Source organism: Cytobacillus sp. ABV4_503, from assembly GCF_056158445.1.
Window position 1 is genome coordinate 1,217,327 of sequence record NZ_JBSWTH010000001.1, and the last position, 16,434, is coordinate 1,233,760.

Consider the following 16,434-nt stretch of genomic DNA (forward strand, 5'->3'; position numbering starts at 1 on the left):
TAACAGGGAGGAATTACAATTGGATGCCACATTTTTAATGAACAGTCTGTGGGTTATGCTGGGAGCAATTTTAGTCATTTTTATGCTTGGCGGATTTATTATGCTGGAAGCCGGTTCTACCAGGATGAAAAATGCGGGGCATATTGCAGGAAAAACGATCTTTACCTTTGGTTTATCATCATTAGTGTTTTGGGCTGTGGGCTTTGGTTTCATATTTGGTGATAATGCAAATATCCTCGTTGGGCTTACAAATTTCTTTTATTCAGGTGCTGAACTTGAAGAGATGGGCTTATCTTCTTCGGTATTCTTCGTATTTCAGCTGGCATTTGCCGGTATTGCCATCACGATTGCACTTGGCGGATTTGCTGAACGTGCAAAACTATCAGTTTACCTCATTTTTACCGTATTATTTTCCGCAATAGTTTATCCTGTCGTTGCTCATTGGATTTGGGGAGGAGGCTGGCTTGCAGAACACGGCAAGCAGGACTTTGCCGGTTCAACAGTTGTTCACTTAACAGGTGCAATGGCAGCCTTGGCTGCTACTATATTACTTAAGCCCCGAATTGGAAAATTTAATAAAGATGGTTCGGCTAACAATATCTATGGGCATAACCAAGTATATACAGCTCTGGGTGTGCTGATCCTGTGGGTAGGCTGGTTCGGGTTTAACGCTGGGAGTACATTGACTGTGGAAGATGGGTTCTTTGGATTTGTAGCTCTTAACACAAATCTTGCTGCCGGAGCAGGTGCAGTATCAGCTCTGATCATTTCCTGGGTGGTTATGGGGAAATCCGATGTGCCGACAATGCTTAATGGTGCGCTTGCAGGCCTGGTCGCTATTACAGCTTCCTGCGCATTTGTGGATACATGGGCAGCTGTTGTCATAGGGTTTGTAGCAGGAATTCTTGTATTCTACAGTGTGCGTTTCTTTGAAAAGAGAAAAATCGATGATCCCATCTTTGCGCTATCTGTTCACGGTGCAGCTGGGGTTTGGGGAACATTATCCACTGGTTTCTTTGCAACACCTGAATTGGCAGCAGTCGGAAAGCCTGGATTGTTTTATGGCGGAGGTTTTGAACAGCTGGGAGTCCAGTTCATGGGTGTAGCTGTCTCTGCTCTTTATGCTTTTGCTGTATCCTTCATTATTTTGGCAGCTGCCAAAAAAGTATTGGGAGGACTTCGGGTAACAGAGGAAGAAGAAATTATGGGATTAGATTTAAGTGAACATGGAAGCTACGGATATCCGGAAGTCTTCATGGCTGATGAAAACAAAAGTTTAAGCTCGTAAGCAAGACGCGAACTTTCCTTAAAGGAAGTGCCTGGATGGAATCATCATTTAATTCATATCAATCCCTGAAAAAGTGGAAAGAGGAACAGATAATAAAATATCGTTATGATGCCAGTGCTCTGAATGAATTTCACGACCTTATCATGAAAGCTGTTATTAGCATAGCTTTGGAGCGATTGAATATAGTAAAATCACCTTCATGGAAGTTTGCCTGGTTTACAATGGGAAGCGGCGGAAGAAAGGAACAGGGCTTTCTGAGTGACCAGGACCATGGATTGGTATTTGAACCGGGAGCGGCTGAAGCAGAAGTGTATTTTTTGCAGCTGGGGGAGGAAATTTCAAAAGGTCTGCATACAGTGGGATATCCATATTGCGAAGGGAATGTGATGTGTTCAAATCCGCTGTGGTGCAAGTCGCTTTCTAAATGGAAAGAACAGATCCAAACATGGATGCAGGAGGAGACTCTGCAGACGATAAGAAATCTCCACATTTTCTATGACAGCAGAGTGCTTGCAGGCCAGGAGGATTATATATCCGAATTAAAGTCTTTTATCCACATGAACATTCAAAAATCCCCCCATTTGCTGACCAGGATGATGGAAACCAGCATGCATATAAAAAAATCAGTCGGTCCATTTGGCCAGATTCTGACAGAGGAAAAGGGGAGCCATCAAGGAGAGCTGGATCTTAAATATGCGGCATTTATACCTTATGTAAATGCTGTTAGAATTCTTGCAGTCAAAGAAGGGTTATCGGAGACGTCCACTATTGCCCGAATGAGTAAGCTCAAAGAAATGAATGGCTATGAGGAGGAAATGGGTAAATATAAAAGTAATTTTGCTGCATTGTTAAAATGGAGACTCCAGTCATACAGGCAAAGAGATACTTATGATGATACCCATTACATTCAGCTGAAATCCTTATCAAAATCTGAAAGAAATGAATTGAAGAATATTTTAAAGGATAGCAAAAAGCTTCATCAGTTTGTGATTCGGGCCATTGAAAAGGGTGCAGGTTAGTGGGATTCCATCCTTTCGTCCAATTTGTCAGAGGTATTCAGGGAAAACTTCAAACTAATATGTTCGGTGGGATGAATGGTCAAAATCCGCAGCATATCGCATTTATAAGGCAAATGCAGAGGGAACTGGAGAATACCGATTCAATGGATATTCCATTCGGAAAATTGAATGTGGCTGTCTTTGATATTGAAACAACTGGATTTTATCCCGATAAAGGGGATCAGATTATATCGATTGGTGCGGTTAAAATTATTAAAGGGAAAGTCAGTGAAGACAGTTTTTATTCATTAGTCCGATTCGAAAAGCCTCTTTCAAACCAAATAAAGGAACTGACAGGTTTATCTGAGGGAGATTTAGAAAAAGCTCCTCCTCTCTCGGAGGTATTGATTAGCTTCCTTGAATTTGTGAAGGATATGCCGCTTGTGGCACATCATGCGAACCATGAGAAAAGCTTTATGCAGCACAGCTGCTGGAAGCTTTTCCGCACGCAATTCAAGTATAGAATATTAGATACCTCCTTCCTTTACAGGATAGCAGACCCTAATAAATCATTCTGGAGATTAGAAGACCTTTGTGAATTTTATAGCATTCCTGTTTATAACCGCCATCATGCCCTGGGGGATGCAAAGCTTACAGCTCTCTTATGGTGCCGCTTGATCGAAGAAGTTCATAAATTAGGATGCTCCAACTTAAATGAGGTTTACGAGCGCCTAGCCAGGTTTTAGCTAAAAAGAAATAGGCCAAACACAGTACAGACAGAAATTACAAAGGTCTGCGTACAAATCAAAATATAGATTAAAGCCCCAATCACAAGATTGGGGCAAATTTGTTATTCCTAAGGCTCGCAGCACAAAGCAAAAAGTTCTCCCTTAGAATTCCCCGTCAAATGGAGTAAAAGGAATGTTAAGTCTATTCTCAACTGCTCTTAGCCTTTGGTTCAGCCTATTAAGTCTTCGTGTATGGCGGTCAACGGTCTGATTCAGCATCTTAACCTGGTCAGTCAAATTTACCAGCTGCCTGTTCAGTCGTGTAATCTCTCTGGATTGGTCCTGATTTTGCCTTTCTAAAGCTGTAACCCTTCTTTCGAGCTGCTGGGGCTGTCTGTCAGAATTATATTGTTCGAACTGCTGAAATTCATATTCAGGGGTGAAGTGGGCTGCTGGCTGAGGAAGATAACCTTGATAATAGCCATATGGATACATTGGGCACTCTCCTTTTATACAAAAATCCTATAACTCCTTATAAGTTATGCATAAATGGGCGGAGAGACACGGCAAATGCCTATTTTAATTGCCGGCTGCTAATTTGTGATCGGTATCATCTAAAGGGAAGGTCTTTAAACAGCCGCATCTGTCTTTACATTAGGGGGGGGACACCTTTGCTGATTTCTGAAACAAGGGAAGCGAGTGATTGCATCTGCTGGTCATCGAGGTCAAAAGCAATTTTAATCTTGTTTTCAAGATCAGCTGTTACTCTTCTCTTGCCTACCTCAACCAGAGCTATTAAAGAGAAGCTGGAGCTGACAACTCTTGCGAAATCACGCTGTGTCATGTTATAGCTTTTTCTGATTAGCTTAATAATTTCTTTGTTCATTCATATTCATCCTTTAAAAATTCACCCTATTTTATCAGGGTAAGATTTTTTACTCTTATAGCTATTAAATTAGCATTGTGCCATAGGTTTGTCAAAGTAATTTAATTACAATGGAAAAGCAGTTTAATAGATTGGCTCCAGGTATAATGACTGAAATTAGGGGATAAAAAGAAATTAAAAGGGGGCTTTGCCTGGTGAATATACTTTGGGATTTTGATGGTACTTTGTTTAATACATACCCAGCCTATACAGCGATTGTCAGAGAAGTAATGGGAGACGAAAAGATTTCAGACGAAGAGATCTTTTGGCAGTTAAAAGTTTCATTCAGCGTTGCTTTTGAACATTTCGGATTGAATGACGAACAAATTAAAGCAATCAGGATGATGGCGAGACAGCTGCGGCCTAAAGATTTAACGCCTTTTCCTGAGGTTGAGCATGTATTAAAACAGGCTGATAAGAATGTTATCATGACTCACAAGGAAAGAGATGATGTTCTATCTATATTAACCTTCCATAAATTAGATGGATACTTTGCCGATATGGTAGCAGGAGACGATGGCTATCCCCGCAAGCCTCACACTGCATCTTATGAATTTCTTCATGGGAAGCATAAGGTTGATCTAGCAATAGGAGACAGGGAAATAGACATTCTGCCGGCAAGGGAACTTGGCATAAGAACCTGCCTCTTTCAGAATAATGCTCCAGGTGCAGATTACTATTTGAGTCACTATAAGGATTTTAATAAGATAATTAAATAAATCCTTCATAGAAATACACTGCTTGTAAGATTATGAGGGCATAAAAATAGACGCCTGACACTTTATTCGCTGCCAGGCGTCTTAGTTAATAAATCAAGTGTTCTTGGTGAATTTTCCTTTGTATTCATCAGAGTTATTTTATCCGGTTTAATTTTAAGAGCAATTAAATTGGAATTTGACCCATAGTATTCTGCCTTTCTTACGTCCTTGTTCCATCGTCATATTTATCGCCAAACAGCTTCTTCTTTTTTATCGTTTCAAAGTCCGCTTTGTACTTTTCCTCTGTAGAAGAACTGTTCTTTATTTTTGAGCCGTTTTTTTCTTCTTCTTTTTCTTGTTTTAAGTCTTCAACTGGAATAGGATCTACATTCTTCTCACTTTCATACTTGTCAAATAAACTTTCTTTTTCGGTTTTATATTGCTCAGGATTATCCATCTTTCCGTTCTGTATGTTTTTGTCAGCCATTTTTAGACATCCTCCTTAATTCCGCTTCTCTTCCTGAGGTTTTGCCGGTTCTCTTTGGGGCTCGATATCTTTGTTGTTTTTTTTCTTTTCTTCTTGTTCTATAGAATTATTTTTGTCTGATTTTTTTTTATCTGACATCGTAATAAAACCTCCTTTAACTGTTAGTATTCATTACCCGCTATATGAAGAGTAAAACGCAGCGGGACAGATATCCAGAGTGCAGTGCTAACCAAATAGAAAGACAGACAACAACTAAATTTGAAAAAAAGGATTGGTCTAAAGGATATCAGCCAATAAAAAAATGCACCTTCACTTTGTTGAATGAGGTGCATTTTTACAGTTAAGCCGCTGTTAAGCTGAAACTATTTTTGTTAAGCTGTCTATGTTTTATAATCTGGTAGACATACCACACTGCTATCGCAAGCGTAATGACTGAACCGATGATCATCGATAATTGATAATTCATCCGAAAGCCTTCAGGTGCATAAAAAATATATGTGGATACTACACCTGTCATAAACAATGCAGGTACACCGCAAATCCAGTGAAATTTCTTATTTTTCAAGAGGTACATCGTGGCGGTCCAAAGCATGACTGCAGCCGTAACCTGATTTGTCCACCCAACATATCTCCATAGGAAAGAGTAATCAATTGTTGCAAGGTATAAAGTTGGAAGAGCCACTGGCAAAGTGGTGATGACAACCTTCCATCTGCCATTGATTTTCATAAAAGATGACAGTGATTCAGCCAGCATCATTCTTGAAGAGCGAAGAGCTGTATCACCGGTTGTAATCGGGAGAATAATAACTCCTAAAATAGCAAGTATCCCTCCGAATGTACCAAGGAGGCTGCTTGAAATTTCATTAACGACTCCAGCTGGGCCTCCAGCTGCTAATGCTTCCTGAAGACCTCCTGTTCCGCCGAAAAATGTCATGCCCGCAGCAGCCCAGATTAAAGCGATTATCCCTTCTCCAATCATTGCTCCATAGAAAACCTTTCTTCCATCGCTTTCCTTTTTCAGTGTTCTTGAGACAATCGGACTCTGTGTTGAATGAAATCCAGAAATGGCACCGCAGGAAACGGTGACCATCAGTAAGGGCCAGATAGGAAGCTCTCCGGGATGAAAGTTAGAAAGCGTTACATTCGGTATGGATTTTTCGCTGAAAAGCAATGCGATTGCAATGGATACAGCCATAAAAATTAAAATAGCTCCAAGAAAAGGATAAATTTTTCCGATAATCCTGTTTACAGGCAGCACAGCTGCCAGGATGAAGTAAGCAAAAATAATGAACAATGAAGCCATAAAACTTAATGGTGTTATGCTGGAAATAAGCTGTGCCGGTCCAGCGGTAAAAGCAGCGGCAACCAATACCATTAAGAGAATAGAAAAAATATTAATGGCTGTTTTGGCCGGTTTTCCTAAATATCTGCCAACAATAGAGGGAAATTGCTCACCTTTATGCCTCAAAGAGAGCATCCCTGAAAAATAATCATGAACAGCGCCGGCAAAAATGGAACCGGCCACTATCCAGATAAAAGCAACTGGTCCATATAAAGCCCCCATGATAGCACCGAAAATTGGACCCAGTCCAGCAATATTCAATAATTGGATCAAGCTGCCTTTCCACCAGCTCATTGGAACATAGTCCATTCCGTCATTTTCTGTGTAAGCCGGTGTAGGACTGCTATCATTTATACCAAAGATTCGCTCTACTACTTTGGAATAAATGGCGTATCCTGCCACAAGCAAAACAATCGATCCTAAAAAAGTCCCCATGTAACAAGCCTCCTGTTGTGAATAATTATTGTTAAAGTCTGAAACTTATGAATATGTGGAATATTGTACAAGCAAATTGGAAGGAAAAGCAAGCATATTTCAGAAAAAAGATATTTTCCGATAATAAATAACGCTTACATTTTTATAGATATCAAAAAGGCGGAGACAAATAATGGAGGAACCCTCCTGCAAAAGAAACCATAAGCTACTATAAGTTCATTTGAAGGGGGGAAGACAATGATTATCCTTTCGAATAATCAAAATAAACCGGGGGCTTCCAGCTTCTTTGGTGTTCAGCGTGAAATTTATCTTGCTCTGGAGAGCAGTCCGGAGACTCATCAATATGATTCAATGCATGAACTGCTATTTGATATCCATTTAAGGGAGAATATCATCAAAGCAGCAAGGCAGCTTCATGCGAGCCGAGTAGAATTTGCACCCTTTAACACATCACGTTTCAATCCCCGTATATGGAGAAAGACAAAATATGGATACCTGCTCGATCCATCCATCTTACCGTCAGCTGCGATTATGGATGTGTTCACCAACAGCTGGGAATATGCTTTTGAATGTACAACAGCCATTGTGCTGATTTTTTATAAAGCTGTCTTGGACTCCATCTCTGTCAGCCGCTTCAATACACTATTTCAGGGGCTGCTTGTATGGGACTGGAATTATGATCATGATCTATCGATTGTTACAAAACGGGGCAGGCACTTCATACCTGGTGATGTGGTTTATTTTTATAATCCTGATTATGATCACCCAGTTTGGACAGGTGAGAATTCTGTTTATTTGGGCGGGGGTATGTTCTTTGGACATGGGGTTGGCATGGAAAGCGAAGCAGGGATGATAAGAGCCCTTAATACGTTAAGAAAACCAGGTGCTACAAGGGATGCATATCTTATTTCACAGCACAGCCGTTTGAATGTGAAGTATTTATCCCAGTTTGCAAAGCGGCCATTATCTATAGCGTAAAACGCAGGTAAGCTGGCATTTCAATAGGGTGAATCGCTTATTTTTCAGAAGCCATTCACCCAAATTTATCCTCAATTCTAGTATATTAAGACGATTTTCCCGTTCTTCCGTTATTTGTGTCCTTAAGAGGCATATTTCCTGTAAATATGGGAAAACAAAAGATAATGAATATAGACATATACACCAAATTACTTGATGTTTAAACATTAAAGGAGACAGAAATATGAAATTATCCCAGGTTATTAATTGCCTAAAGGATAGCAGGGAGATGGATGTATTTACAAACGAGCCTGAAATTACTGGGGTTGAAATGGATTCGCGCAAAGTGGGGAAAGGAAGCCTTTTTGTTGCAATTAAAGGCTTTCAGGCAGATGGACATCATTTTATTGGACAAGCTGTTGAAAATGGGGCGGCTGCCGTTGTAGGTGAAGAAGCCCTTGAATTGGATGTGCCCTATATAAAAGTAACGGATAGCAGAACCAGTTTGGGGAAACTGGCAAGCTGTTTTTATGATCGTCCATCAAGGAAGCATAAAATAATTGGCATAACAGGAACAAATGGGAAAACAACCACTGCCTATATATTAAAGCATATTTTGGAGACTGCAGGCAGGACATGCTCCCTCTTGGGAACTGTATCCAACATTATTAATAACAAGGAATATAAGACCAGCAATACTACACCAGATGCATTACAGATCCAAAAAATGCTGAGTAAAAGTCTTGATGAGTTTGTCGTTATGGAGGTTTCTTCTCATGCACTCGAACAGTCAAGAACAGAAGGTCTGGAATTAGACTACGGACTATTTACTAATCTGGCTCATGACCATCTTGATTATCATGAAAATATGGATCAGTATTTTTATGATAAAAAGAAAATCTTCACCTTGTTAAAAGACTGCGGTAAAGGAGTCATAAATCTCTATAATTCATGGGGAGAAAAAATGGCAGTGGATCTGCAAAAAGAAAAGATTCCTTTGATTATGCTTGGTGATGAAGAGTGCTGCTCAATAAAAGACGTTGCTATTAATGGGAAAACAGTATTTATTTTGGAGATGAAAGGTCAGTCTTTTGAAATTGAATTTCCTCTTCCGGGCCACCATAATGTCTATAATGCAGCAATGGCTTTTATGACAGGCGTTGATCTGGGGATAGACCCTGCAGATATAATTAAGGCCCTGGCTGCATTCCCAGGCATACCGGGCCGTTTTGAAACTATTCTCCATCCTGCAGGAGCTAAATTCGTTGTGGACTATGCCCATACAGTGGATGCGTTTGAATATTGTCTGGAAGCAGCGAGAGAACAGGGAGCTGAAAGAATCTTTCAAATCTATGGCTTTCGCGGCGGCAGAGATCAATCTAAGCGTATGGACATGATTAAGGCATCAGCAAAATACTGCCATAAATTTTATTTGACCGCTGATGATTTAAATGATGAATCTGAGGATGAGATGATAAGCCAATTGCATGGGCTGAATAAAGAATTTGGAGGCGGAAAGGGTGAAGTGATTCCCGACCGTACTTTGGCTATCCAGAAAGCATGGCGGGAAGCCAGGGAGAATGACTGGATTTTTATTACCGGAAAGGGGCCGGAAGCTTACCAAAAGACATTTGCTCTTCCGGCTGAAAGTGATTTGGGAACCTTAAAGCTGCTCCTGGAATCTGGAAAAAAACAGGCGGTGCTATAACAAAAAGGATGCAGACCCTTATTCGGTCTGCATCCTTTTTGTTATTTAATAAAATCTAAGTAATCGGCAACAATCCCATCCAGTGGATAATGCTTCAATTTTTCGGCTTCTTTCCGGGAACGCACAGTCCAGGCTATTGCTTTCATGCCATTCGAATGAATTAGATCGATCACGCGTTTATTAACCACAGTCCATTTAGGGTTCAGGTAACTGGCATATTCGGCAATATTTTTAATCTCAATTTTGTCGGGCGGATAGTTAATTAAGATGGCGACAGGGATTTCCGGCAGCAGTTCATGGAATCTTTTCATTGATTCGGTTTCAAATGACTGAACAATAATATGGTCGTCCCTTTTATTGTGTAAATTTCTTTTCTTTAGTTCTTCTGCGATCATCTTTTCAATGCCAGGGTATAGGGCAGGTTTTTTTAATTCAATCAAAAGCCCGACACGATCTGCATATTTGTCTAATACCTCTTCAAATGAAGGGATGCAGGCACCGCGGAATTCTTGGGAAAACCAGCTTCCGGCATCCATCTTTCTGAGTTCATCAAAGGTAAAATCGGACACCTTTCCTATATGATCAGTTGTCCGGTCGACAAGTGAATCGTGAATCACGACAATCTTTCCATCCTTGCTTAATTGGACATCAATTTCCAGATAATCTGCTCCCATTTCGAGTGCACGTTCATAGGAAGGGAATGTATTTTCAGGACAGTAGCCGGCTGCTCCCCGATGTCCTATTCTTTTCATTTTGTGAGTGTTGCTTGTCATTTTTTTTATGCCGATAAATGAAATAACCGTAGCTAAAGCTGTAAAAAAAACATTTTTTATTACCTTCAAAGTCATTTCTCCTCGCCATTTTTTGCTCATCTTAAAGGATTTGAAAACATTTTGTCAACTGCAGAGGATTTCTTAAAATAAATATAACTCTGCCCCCGGGATGAGGAGGAGAGTTAGTTTATCTCTGTTTATTCCCATTCTTCATAAACAATAGTACCGCCAGTCAAATCCAGAGTATTTCTTTCTCCCTTATAAAAAAGCTTTCCTTCTTCTTTAACAACCAGGTTCTCGTATGTAAATACACTCTTTCCGGAAGGAAGCTGGATTATAATTTTTTCACCTAGTTCCTTTTTGGGAGCTTCTATAGTAATGAGGCTTTGAGAATAAAAATATAATGCTGTAAAGACAGCAGCAAAACAGCCCAATAGGACAATTGACATCAGAATAAATTTGCTCTTTGGCTTCTCCATGTGCAATTCAGATCTTGTCATGTTTCCTATCCCTCCGCTAACTAGATATATTCGTCTATTCCACCAATTTTCGGCACTTAATCCCCATTGGTGATTTTTAATCCCAAAATAAGGTATGCAGAAATAGTGATGAACATGACAAAAATGGGCTGAAAGTTAGACAAGCTGAAAAGATATAAGTATGAATTTGGAAAAAACCCGCGAAAAATGAAACAATTACAGGTTTTTGTCCGTATATAAATTAATCCGTTAAGAGAAAAAAGAAAGGAGGCATGGGATACAGCAGCTGGACAATAAAAAATGGATAGGGTGCATGTTATGGAACTATTTGGTTTTCCTATTCAGACAATTTATCTCTGCACACTTATTTTTTCGGGCATCTTAATTATTTTGTATGTGTTTTTTGGAGATATTGCTGACGGAATTGGGGAGGGAAGCTTTTTAAATCCTGTACTGATTCTTGCATTTCTAACTTTTCTTTCCGGTGCAGGCTACATCTTTGAAATGACAACCTCTCTTAATAGCGTGGTTATTCTCTTGATAGGAGCTGGAATTGCAGCACTGCTGGATATACTGCTGAATATCTTTGTTCTTATACCATTATCATCTGCTGAGGAATCTCTCGTTTACACAGATGACTCATTAAGGGGAAGAGTTGGTACTGTATTAATTCCTATACCAGAGAACGGTTTCGGTGAGGTTTTGATTGAAAATATAAGCGGGAGAATTTCCAAGCCTGCTCTAAGCTATGAAAATATGTTCATAGCAGAAGGCAGCAAGGTGCTGATCGTTGAAGTCAAAAATGGGGTTATAAAAGTTATCGATTATAAAGAATTATAGACAGGGGGACATAAAAATGCTAATGATTTGGGTTGTAATAGGAATTGCAGCATTTCTGCTAATTGCGCTTCTTGGTGTGTTCATTACAAAATATCGGACTGCCGGGCCGGATGAAGCCTTAATCGTAACAGGCAGTTATTTAGGCAATAAAAATGTCCATGTGGACGAATCAGGAAATAAGATAAAAATAATTAGAGGCGGGGGAACATTCGTACTGCCGGTCTTTCAGCAGGCAGAGCCATTGAGTCTCCTTTCAAGCAAACTGGAGGTTACCACTCCGGAAGTATATACAGAACAGGGAGTTCCTGTCATGGCAGACGGTACTGCAATCATAAAAATCGGCGGGAGTATTGGGGAAATTGCTACTGCTGCAGAACAATTCCTTGGAAAATCAAAGGAAGATCGTGAAAATGAAGCGAAAGAAGTTCTCGAGGGGCATTTGCGATCAATTCTGGGTTCTATGACGGTCGAAGAGATATACAAAAATAGGGATAAATTCTCTCAGGAGGTTCAAAGGGTTGCTTCGCAGGATTTGGCTAAGATGGGCCTGATCATCGTTTCTTTTACAATCAAAGATGTCCGCGACAAAAATGGCTATCTGGATTCACTGGGAAGGCCAAGAATTGCCCAGGTTAAACGGGATGCGGATATTGCCACAGCTGAAGCTGAGAAGGAAACCCGGATTAAACGGGCCGAAGCAGCCAAGGATGCCCAAAAGGCAGAACTTGAAAGAGCTACTGAAATAGCAGAAGCTGAGAAAGAAAATCAAATGAAAATGGCTGACTACAGAAGGGAACAGGATATAGCCAAAGCCCGGGCTGACCAGGCATATGACCTCGAGACAGCCAGAGCAAAGCAGGAAGTTACGGAGCATGAAATGCAGATCAGGATCATTGAACGCCAAAAGCAAATTGAGCTTGAAGAAAAAGAAATCTTAAGAAGAGAACGCCAATATGATTCCGAAGTGAAAAAGAAAGCTGATGCAGACAGGTACGCTGTTGAGCAGGCAGCAGAGGCTGAAAAGAAAAAACAAATTGCCGAAGCGGATGCAAACCAATATCGGATTGAATCACAGGCACGTGCAGAAGCTGAAAGAGTAAGGGCAGATGGGATGGCGAAGGCTGATTCACAGCGCGCTCAAGGTGAATCTGAAGCCGAAATCATTCGCCTAAAAGGTCTGGCGGAAGCAGAGGCAAAGAGGAAAATTGCCGAGGCATTTGAACAGTATGGTCAGGCGGCCATGATGGATATGGTCATTAAAATGCTTCCAGAATATGCGAAGCAGCTGGCAAGCCCATTATCGAATATTGATAAGATAACAGTGGTTGATACAGGTAGTGACAGCAATAATGGCGGGGCCAATAAAGTAACCGGCTATGCCACCAACCTGATGTCCACGATGCAGGAGAGCCTGAAAGCTTCTTCTGGCATAGACGTGAAGGAGCTTCTCCAAAACTTTTCAGGCAAAGGAAACGTCAGGCAAAGCCTGGAACAGCTGACTGAAGAAATTAAAGAGAAAGAACCACTTCAATCCACTATGGGAACCCAAGGTGCTCTCGCTCATAAAAAATAATGAATTTGCCTATTTTTCTCTAGGGAGATATCCTGGAAATACTGCTATATCAACAATAATCAGAAGCCTTCACACGGAAGGCTTCTTTTTTGCGATGAAAACTGTGTATTCGTCTATCGCACAAATTGGGTGAATTGAATAGGATATATTGAATCAAACAAAGGAGGTAATTGACTATGTCAGACGGATTCGGACACGGCGGCGGTTTCGCCCTTTTAGTTGTATTGTTTATTTTACTGATTATTATCGGTGCTTCTTGGGGTTACGGTGGATTCTACTAATAAAACATGGAGACAGATTTTATTAGTAAGGGAGGGGATTCTATAATGTATGGCTACGGATATGGCGGCTGTGGATACGGTGGAGCTGGATATGGCGGAGCTGGATACGGCGGCGGTTTTGCGCTAATCGTGGTTCTGTTCATCCTGTTGATCATCGTAGGTGCTTCTTGCTTTAAGTGGTAATAGATTAAAAGAAAAGCAGGGGGCACCTGCTTTTCTTTTATATGCATACATACCTTTGGATGTGAGTGCAGCAGCCCCGGTCCATTCCGCACAGAACAGAAAACATCCACACAAAAAGAGTCTGTCTCCGCGCAGAAAAACGAGAATAGTACGCACAAAATGAAAAATACCGCGCACTCAGGCACGTTACGAGCGAAAAGGGAGAATATCCGCGTGAAAAGAGTCTTTCCCGCGCCAAAAGATAAACACCCGCAAAACTGACAAATATCCGCTCCACGCGCACAAGACCAGAAATCAGCCCGCAAACTTGTGTTTCCTAATAAGCCAAATAGGGAAAAGAAGCAGCATAAACGTAAGGGGAGGTTATCTAAAATGGATGAACTTAAAACACAGGATCGGGAAAATACGATGAGGGAAATTTACTCCATATTGGAGGGCGGACTTCAGCGGGAAATGCATAAAGGCGAGTACAAGCTTGTTTCAGAATGGGTAAGCGGTTTTAACTTGGAGGAAAGAGCAGCGATATTAAATATGCTTAAGGAGCTTACCAACAAGCATATCCGAATTGATTAATGAAAAGCAGGCAGATGCCTGCTTTCAAGCTGCCGAACATTAGCCTATTGACAATAAAAGCCAGAAGCTTATATACTACAATCAAATAGTTTGAAAGGATGATTTAGGGGCATGAAGTTATAATCTTATTTTTTCTGGTATCTTTTTATATTAAAAAGTTTAACCCGGAGAACATAGGATTAGTGTGCCCTTTTTTAGTCATCCCTTATCGGAACTGACATTTTTAATATTTGTCTGTAAGCGGATCAAATTTTATTTAGGCGCGCATTTTTTATGTATTTGCACCATTTCTAATGATGGGTGCACAATCCTCTCCGGGTAAGGGGAGGTTTTTTTATGTGTGCAAATAAACGTATAACTAACAATCAGAACAATAATAATCTGCGGATTCTCATGGCCAGGGATCTTCAAAAGTCATTCGGTGATAAAGCGGTGTTTTCTAATTTGGACTTCGATATTTATCAGAAGGACCGCATCGGGCTTGTTGGCCTAAATGGCACAGGTAAAACTACATTGGCCAATATTTTGTTCGGCAGTATTCAAATGGATAAAGGCACTATCGAGCGGATGAAGGAGCCATGCAGAATTGGCTTCCTGCATCAATCAGCAGATTATACTGTCAGTGAATTTCATAATATTAACCAATCTTCCGATGAAGAGATTCTTCAGCGGGCAAGTAAGCTGGGCCTTTCAAAACTCAATGAATGGAAGCCGGATAGACTTGATGCTTTGAGCGGGGGCGAAAGACTGAAGCTTTCTTTAGCTAAGGTATGGTCATCAAACCCGGATATGCTGATTTTGGATGAACCTACTAATCATTTGGACTTACAGGGCATCGAGTGGTTAATTAGCGAAATCAGCAATTTCTGCGGCCCGGTCCTAATCATTTCCCATGACCGTCATTTCCTTGATCAGGCAGTTCGAAAAATTTTTGAACTGCAGGAAGGCATCCTCACGATATATCAGGGGAATTACACAGCCTACCGGGAGCAGAAACAGAAAAACTTTGATGAGCAGCTTCATCAATTTAATGTTCAGCAAAAAGAGATCGAACGGATTGAAAGCCAAATGTCAAATTTAAAAAAATGGTCTGAAAAAGCTCATAGGGAATCAACTAAAGGCGGAAGTCCTTCTGAGAATAGGCAGATGGGCTTCAAAGAATATCACAGAGTAAAAGCCAAAAAGATGGATCAGCAGATTAAGTCAAAAATGAAAAGGCTTCAACAGGAGCTGGATAAAAATAAAGTTGATAAGCCGACAGAAGAAGCGGGCGTACATTTTCACTTTGATTCGTCAGGCAAAAGAGGGAAGAGAATAATCGAAGCTAAAAACCTCTCAAAAAGCTTTGGCGATCGGACTCTTTTCAATAATAGCAATTTTTATATCAAGCATGGTGAAAATATAGGGATTCTTGGAGCAAACGGGGCAGGCAAGACCACTTTTATCCGGATGCTTTTGGGTGAGGCATCACCTTCTGATGGAGAACTTTGGGTCAGCAGCACTTTAAAGGTTGCTTATTTGAACCAGGATGTCAATGATTTGCCTTTAACAAAAAATGCTGTTGAGGCACTTGATCTCTCCGATCGGGAGCTGATTTTCAAGGCAAGGACTCTGTTAGCGAATTTGGGAATGAAGGAAGCGAAATTAAATCAGCCGATTGAACAGCTTAGTATGGGGGAGCGAATTAGGGTCAAGCTTACAGACATGCTTTTAAAAGAGTATGATGTGCTAATACTAGATGAACCGACGAATCATTTGGATTTGCCGAGCAGGGAACAATTTGAAAAAACGCTCATGGAATTTTCAGGGACGCTCATCATTATTTCTCATGATTTATACTTTCTGGAGAAGTTAAGCTCAAGATTACTTGTATTTGAAGAAAATAAAATTACCAGATTTGAAATGGACCTGAAAGAATATCAAATGAAATCCAGATCTTCTAAGCAGGAAAAAGATTATGACTCCACGAAAGAGCAAATTATGGTTATAGATAACCGCATCAGTGCGATACTCGGAGAACTCAGTCTGCTTGTTCCGGGTGACGGCAAATATGCGGAATTGGATAAAGAGTTTAATGGCTTAATAACTGAAAAAAGAAAATTATTAAATCAATAAGTGCAAAAAGGCGGGCCCTAATAAAAATGGGCCCGCCTTCTCATCTGATTA

At 40.5% G+C, this 16,434-nt stretch carries 19 protein-coding genes; 12 read left to right on the forward strand and 7 right to left on the reverse strand.

The features are described from left to right. Positions 1-19: 19 nt before the first annotated feature. The 3 genes from ACXAD1_RS06240 to ACXAD1_RS06250 are packed head-to-tail and all read left to right on the forward strand — an operon-like array spanning position 20 to position 3,032. On the forward strand, positions 20-1,288 hold the full coding sequence (locus tag ACXAD1_RS06240) for an ammonium transporter (protein WP_370222279.1): 1,269 nt from the start codon (positions 20-22) through the stop codon (positions 1,286-1,288). A 35-nt stretch (positions 1,289-1,323) separates the two neighbouring features. Beyond that, a complete protein-coding gene (locus tag ACXAD1_RS06245) occupies positions 1,324-2,307 on the forward strand; it encodes a DUF294 nucleotidyltransferase-like domain-containing protein (RefSeq protein WP_370222280.1) in 984 nt (327 codons plus the stop codon). After that, the gene (locus tag ACXAD1_RS06250; RefSeq protein ID WP_370222282.1) at positions 2,307-3,032 is read left to right on the forward strand and encodes an exonuclease domain-containing protein; all 726 of its coding nucleotides are present in this window, start codon (positions 2,307-2,309) and stop codon (positions 3,030-3,032) included. The genes ACXAD1_RS06245 and ACXAD1_RS06250 overlap by 1 nt, the downstream gene beginning before the upstream one ends. 144 nt (positions 3,033-3,176) lie before the next feature. On the opposite strand, the gene ACXAD1_RS06255 is transcribed toward ACXAD1_RS06250, so the two are convergent. Next, the gene (locus ACXAD1_RS06255; RefSeq protein ID WP_206835538.1) at positions 3,177-3,509 is read right to left on the reverse strand and encodes a hypothetical protein; all 333 of its coding nucleotides are present in this window, start codon (positions 3,507-3,509) and stop codon (positions 3,177-3,179) included. Positions 3,510-3,663: 154 nt separating this feature from the next. Further along, complete coding sequence (locus tag ACXAD1_RS06260; RefSeq protein ID WP_474909667.1) at positions 3,664-3,900, reverse strand: XRE family transcriptional regulator; 237 nt, start codon at positions 3,898-3,900, stop codon at positions 3,664-3,666. 194 nt (positions 3,901-4,094) lie between these two features. Here ACXAD1_RS06260 and ACXAD1_RS06265 point away from each other — a divergent pair, with 194 nt between their 5' ends. Next, positions 4,095-4,658: an HAD hydrolase-like protein gene (locus tag ACXAD1_RS06265; RefSeq protein ID WP_370222283.1), complete on the forward strand. Its 564-nt coding sequence runs from the start codon at positions 4,095-4,097 to the stop codon at positions 4,656-4,658. Between the two features lie 199 nt (positions 4,659-4,857). On the opposite strand, the gene ACXAD1_RS06270 is transcribed toward ACXAD1_RS06265, so the two are convergent. From ACXAD1_RS06270 to ACXAD1_RS06280, 3 genes are all read right to left on the reverse strand, one after another. After that, positions 4,858-5,124 (reverse strand): hypothetical protein, encoded by a 267-nt coding sequence (locus ACXAD1_RS06270; protein WP_206835546.1) that lies wholly within the window; start codon positions 5,122-5,124, stop codon positions 4,858-4,860. Between the two features lie 15 nt (positions 5,125-5,139). After that, positions 5,140-5,262 carry a 3-methyladenine DNA glycosylase gene (locus ACXAD1_RS06275; RefSeq protein WP_206835548.1) on the reverse strand — a complete coding sequence of 41 codons (123 nt, stop codon included), beginning with the start codon at positions 5,260-5,262 and terminating at the stop codon, positions 5,140-5,142. 202 nt (positions 5,263-5,464) lie between these two features. Continuing rightward, the gene (locus ACXAD1_RS06280; protein WP_474909668.1) at positions 5,465-6,901 is read right to left on the reverse strand and encodes a carbon starvation CstA family protein; all 1,437 of its coding nucleotides are present in this window, start codon (positions 6,899-6,901) and stop codon (positions 5,465-5,467) included. Between the two features lie 237 nt (positions 6,902-7,138). Between ACXAD1_RS06280 and ACXAD1_RS06285 the strand changes: the two genes are divergently transcribed. Continuing rightward, on the forward strand, positions 7,139-7,879 hold the full coding sequence (locus ACXAD1_RS06285) for a protein-glutamine gamma-glutamyltransferase (RefSeq protein ID WP_206835556.1): 741 nt from the start codon (positions 7,139-7,141) through the stop codon (positions 7,877-7,879). Positions 7,880-8,102: 223 nt separating this feature from the next. After that, positions 8,103-9,566, forward strand: a complete 1,464-nt coding sequence (locus tag ACXAD1_RS06290) for a UDP-N-acetylmuramoyl-L-alanyl-D-glutamate--2,6-diaminopimelate ligase (RefSeq protein ID WP_474909669.1) — start codon at positions 8,103-8,105, stop codon at positions 9,564-9,566. Between the two features lie 41 nt (positions 9,567-9,607). Here the strand turns inward: ACXAD1_RS06290 and ACXAD1_RS06295 are convergent, their stop codons facing one another. Both ACXAD1_RS06295 and ACXAD1_RS06300 read right to left on the reverse strand, forming a co-directional pair. Beyond that, positions 9,608-10,414: a glycerophosphodiester phosphodiesterase gene (locus ACXAD1_RS06295; protein WP_474909670.1), complete on the reverse strand. Its 807-nt coding sequence runs from the start codon at positions 10,412-10,414 to the stop codon at positions 9,608-9,610. Positions 10,415-10,536: 122 nt separating this feature from the next. Continuing rightward, positions 10,537-10,839: a hypothetical protein gene (locus ACXAD1_RS06300; protein ID WP_206835563.1), complete on the reverse strand. Its 303-nt coding sequence runs from the start codon at positions 10,837-10,839 to the stop codon at positions 10,537-10,539. Positions 10,840-11,136: 297 nt separating this feature from the next. On the opposite strand from ACXAD1_RS06300, the gene ACXAD1_RS06305 reads away from it, so the two are divergent. The 6 genes from ACXAD1_RS06305 to abc-f all read left to right on the forward strand — a co-directional run bounded on the left by ACXAD1_RS06305 (position 11,137) and on the right by abc-f (position 16,383). After that, positions 11,137-11,658, forward strand: a complete 522-nt coding sequence (locus ACXAD1_RS06305) for an NfeD family protein (RefSeq protein WP_206835565.1) — start codon at positions 11,137-11,139, stop codon at positions 11,656-11,658. 16 nt (positions 11,659-11,674) lie between these two features. Then, positions 11,675-13,231: a flotillin family protein gene (locus ACXAD1_RS06310; protein WP_206835567.1), complete on the forward strand. Its 1,557-nt coding sequence runs from the start codon at positions 11,675-11,677 to the stop codon at positions 13,229-13,231. Between the two features lie 176 nt (positions 13,232-13,407). Beyond that, a complete protein-coding gene (locus tag ACXAD1_RS06315; RefSeq protein ID WP_163142711.1) occupies positions 13,408-13,512 on the forward strand; it encodes a YjcZ family sporulation protein in 105 nt (34 codons plus the stop codon). A 45-nt stretch (positions 13,513-13,557) separates the two neighbouring features. Further along, positions 13,558-13,695, forward strand: a complete 138-nt coding sequence (locus ACXAD1_RS06320; RefSeq protein ID WP_019381584.1) for a YjcZ family sporulation protein — start codon at positions 13,558-13,560, stop codon at positions 13,693-13,695. Between the two features lie 372 nt (positions 13,696-14,067). Next, complete coding sequence (locus ACXAD1_RS06325) at positions 14,068-14,268, forward strand: hypothetical protein (RefSeq protein ID WP_206835569.1); 201 nt, start codon at positions 14,068-14,070, stop codon at positions 14,266-14,268. A gap of 336 nt (positions 14,269-14,604) precedes the next feature. After that, entirely contained in the window at positions 14,605-16,383 is a 1,779-nt protein-coding gene (gene abc-f / locus ACXAD1_RS06330) for a ribosomal protection-like ABC-F family protein (RefSeq protein WP_474909671.1), read from the forward strand. Positions 16,384-16,434: the final 51 nt, after the last annotated feature.

Bases quoted from the DNA above. Each gene is read 5' to 3' on its own strand.
- ACXAD1_RS06270 (WP_206835546.1), bottom strand. From the start codon at position 5,124: ATGGCTGACAAAAACATACAGAACGGAAAGATGGATAATCCTGAGCAA.
- ACXAD1_RS06310 (WP_206835567.1), top strand. From the start codon at position 11,675: ATGCTAATGATTTGGGTTGTAATAGGAATTGCAGCATTTCTGCTAATT.
- ACXAD1_RS06245 (WP_370222280.1), top strand. From the start codon at position 1,324: ATGGAATCATCATTTAATTCATATCAATCCCTGAAAAAGTGGAAAGAG.
- ACXAD1_RS06260 (WP_474909667.1), bottom strand. From the start codon at position 3,900: ATGAACAAAGAAATTATTAAGCTAATCAGAAAAAGCTATAACATGACA.
- ACXAD1_RS06295 (WP_474909670.1), bottom strand. From the start codon at position 10,414: ATGACTTTGAAGGTAATAAAAAATGTTTTTTTTACAGCTTTAGCTACG.
- ACXAD1_RS06255 (WP_206835538.1), bottom strand. From the start codon at position 3,509: ATGTATCCATATGGCTATTATCAAGGTTATCTTCCTCAGCCAGCAGCC.
- ACXAD1_RS06315 (WP_163142711.1), top strand. From the start codon at position 13,408: ATGTCAGACGGATTCGGACACGGCGGCGGTTTCGCCCTTTTAGTTGTA.
- ACXAD1_RS06320 (WP_019381584.1), top strand. From the start codon at position 13,558: ATGTATGGCTACGGATATGGCGGCTGTGGATACGGTGGAGCTGGATAT.
- ACXAD1_RS06290 (WP_474909669.1), top strand. From the start codon at position 8,103: ATGAAATTATCCCAGGTTATTAATTGCCTAAAGGATAGCAGGGAGATG.
- ACXAD1_RS06275 (WP_206835548.1), bottom strand. From the start codon at position 5,262: ATGTCAGATAAAAAAAAATCAGACAAAAATAATTCTATAGAACAAGAA.
- ACXAD1_RS06300 (WP_206835563.1), bottom strand. From the start codon at position 10,839: ATGACAAGATCTGAATTGCACATGGAGAAGCCAAAGAGCAAATTTATT.
- ACXAD1_RS06285 (WP_206835556.1), top strand. From the start codon at position 7,139: ATGATTATCCTTTCGAATAATCAAAATAAACCGGGGGCTTCCAGCTTC.
- ACXAD1_RS06325 (WP_206835569.1), top strand. From the start codon at position 14,068: ATGGATGAACTTAAAACACAGGATCGGGAAAATACGATGAGGGAAATT.
- ACXAD1_RS06280 (WP_474909668.1), bottom strand. From the start codon at position 6,901: ATGGGGACTTTTTTAGGATCGATTGTTTTGCTTGTGGCAGGATACGCC.
- abc-f (WP_474909671.1), top strand. From the start codon at position 14,605: ATGTGTGCAAATAAACGTATAACTAACAATCAGAACAATAATAATCTG.
- ACXAD1_RS06305 (WP_206835565.1), top strand. From the start codon at position 11,137: ATGGAACTATTTGGTTTTCCTATTCAGACAATTTATCTCTGCACACTT.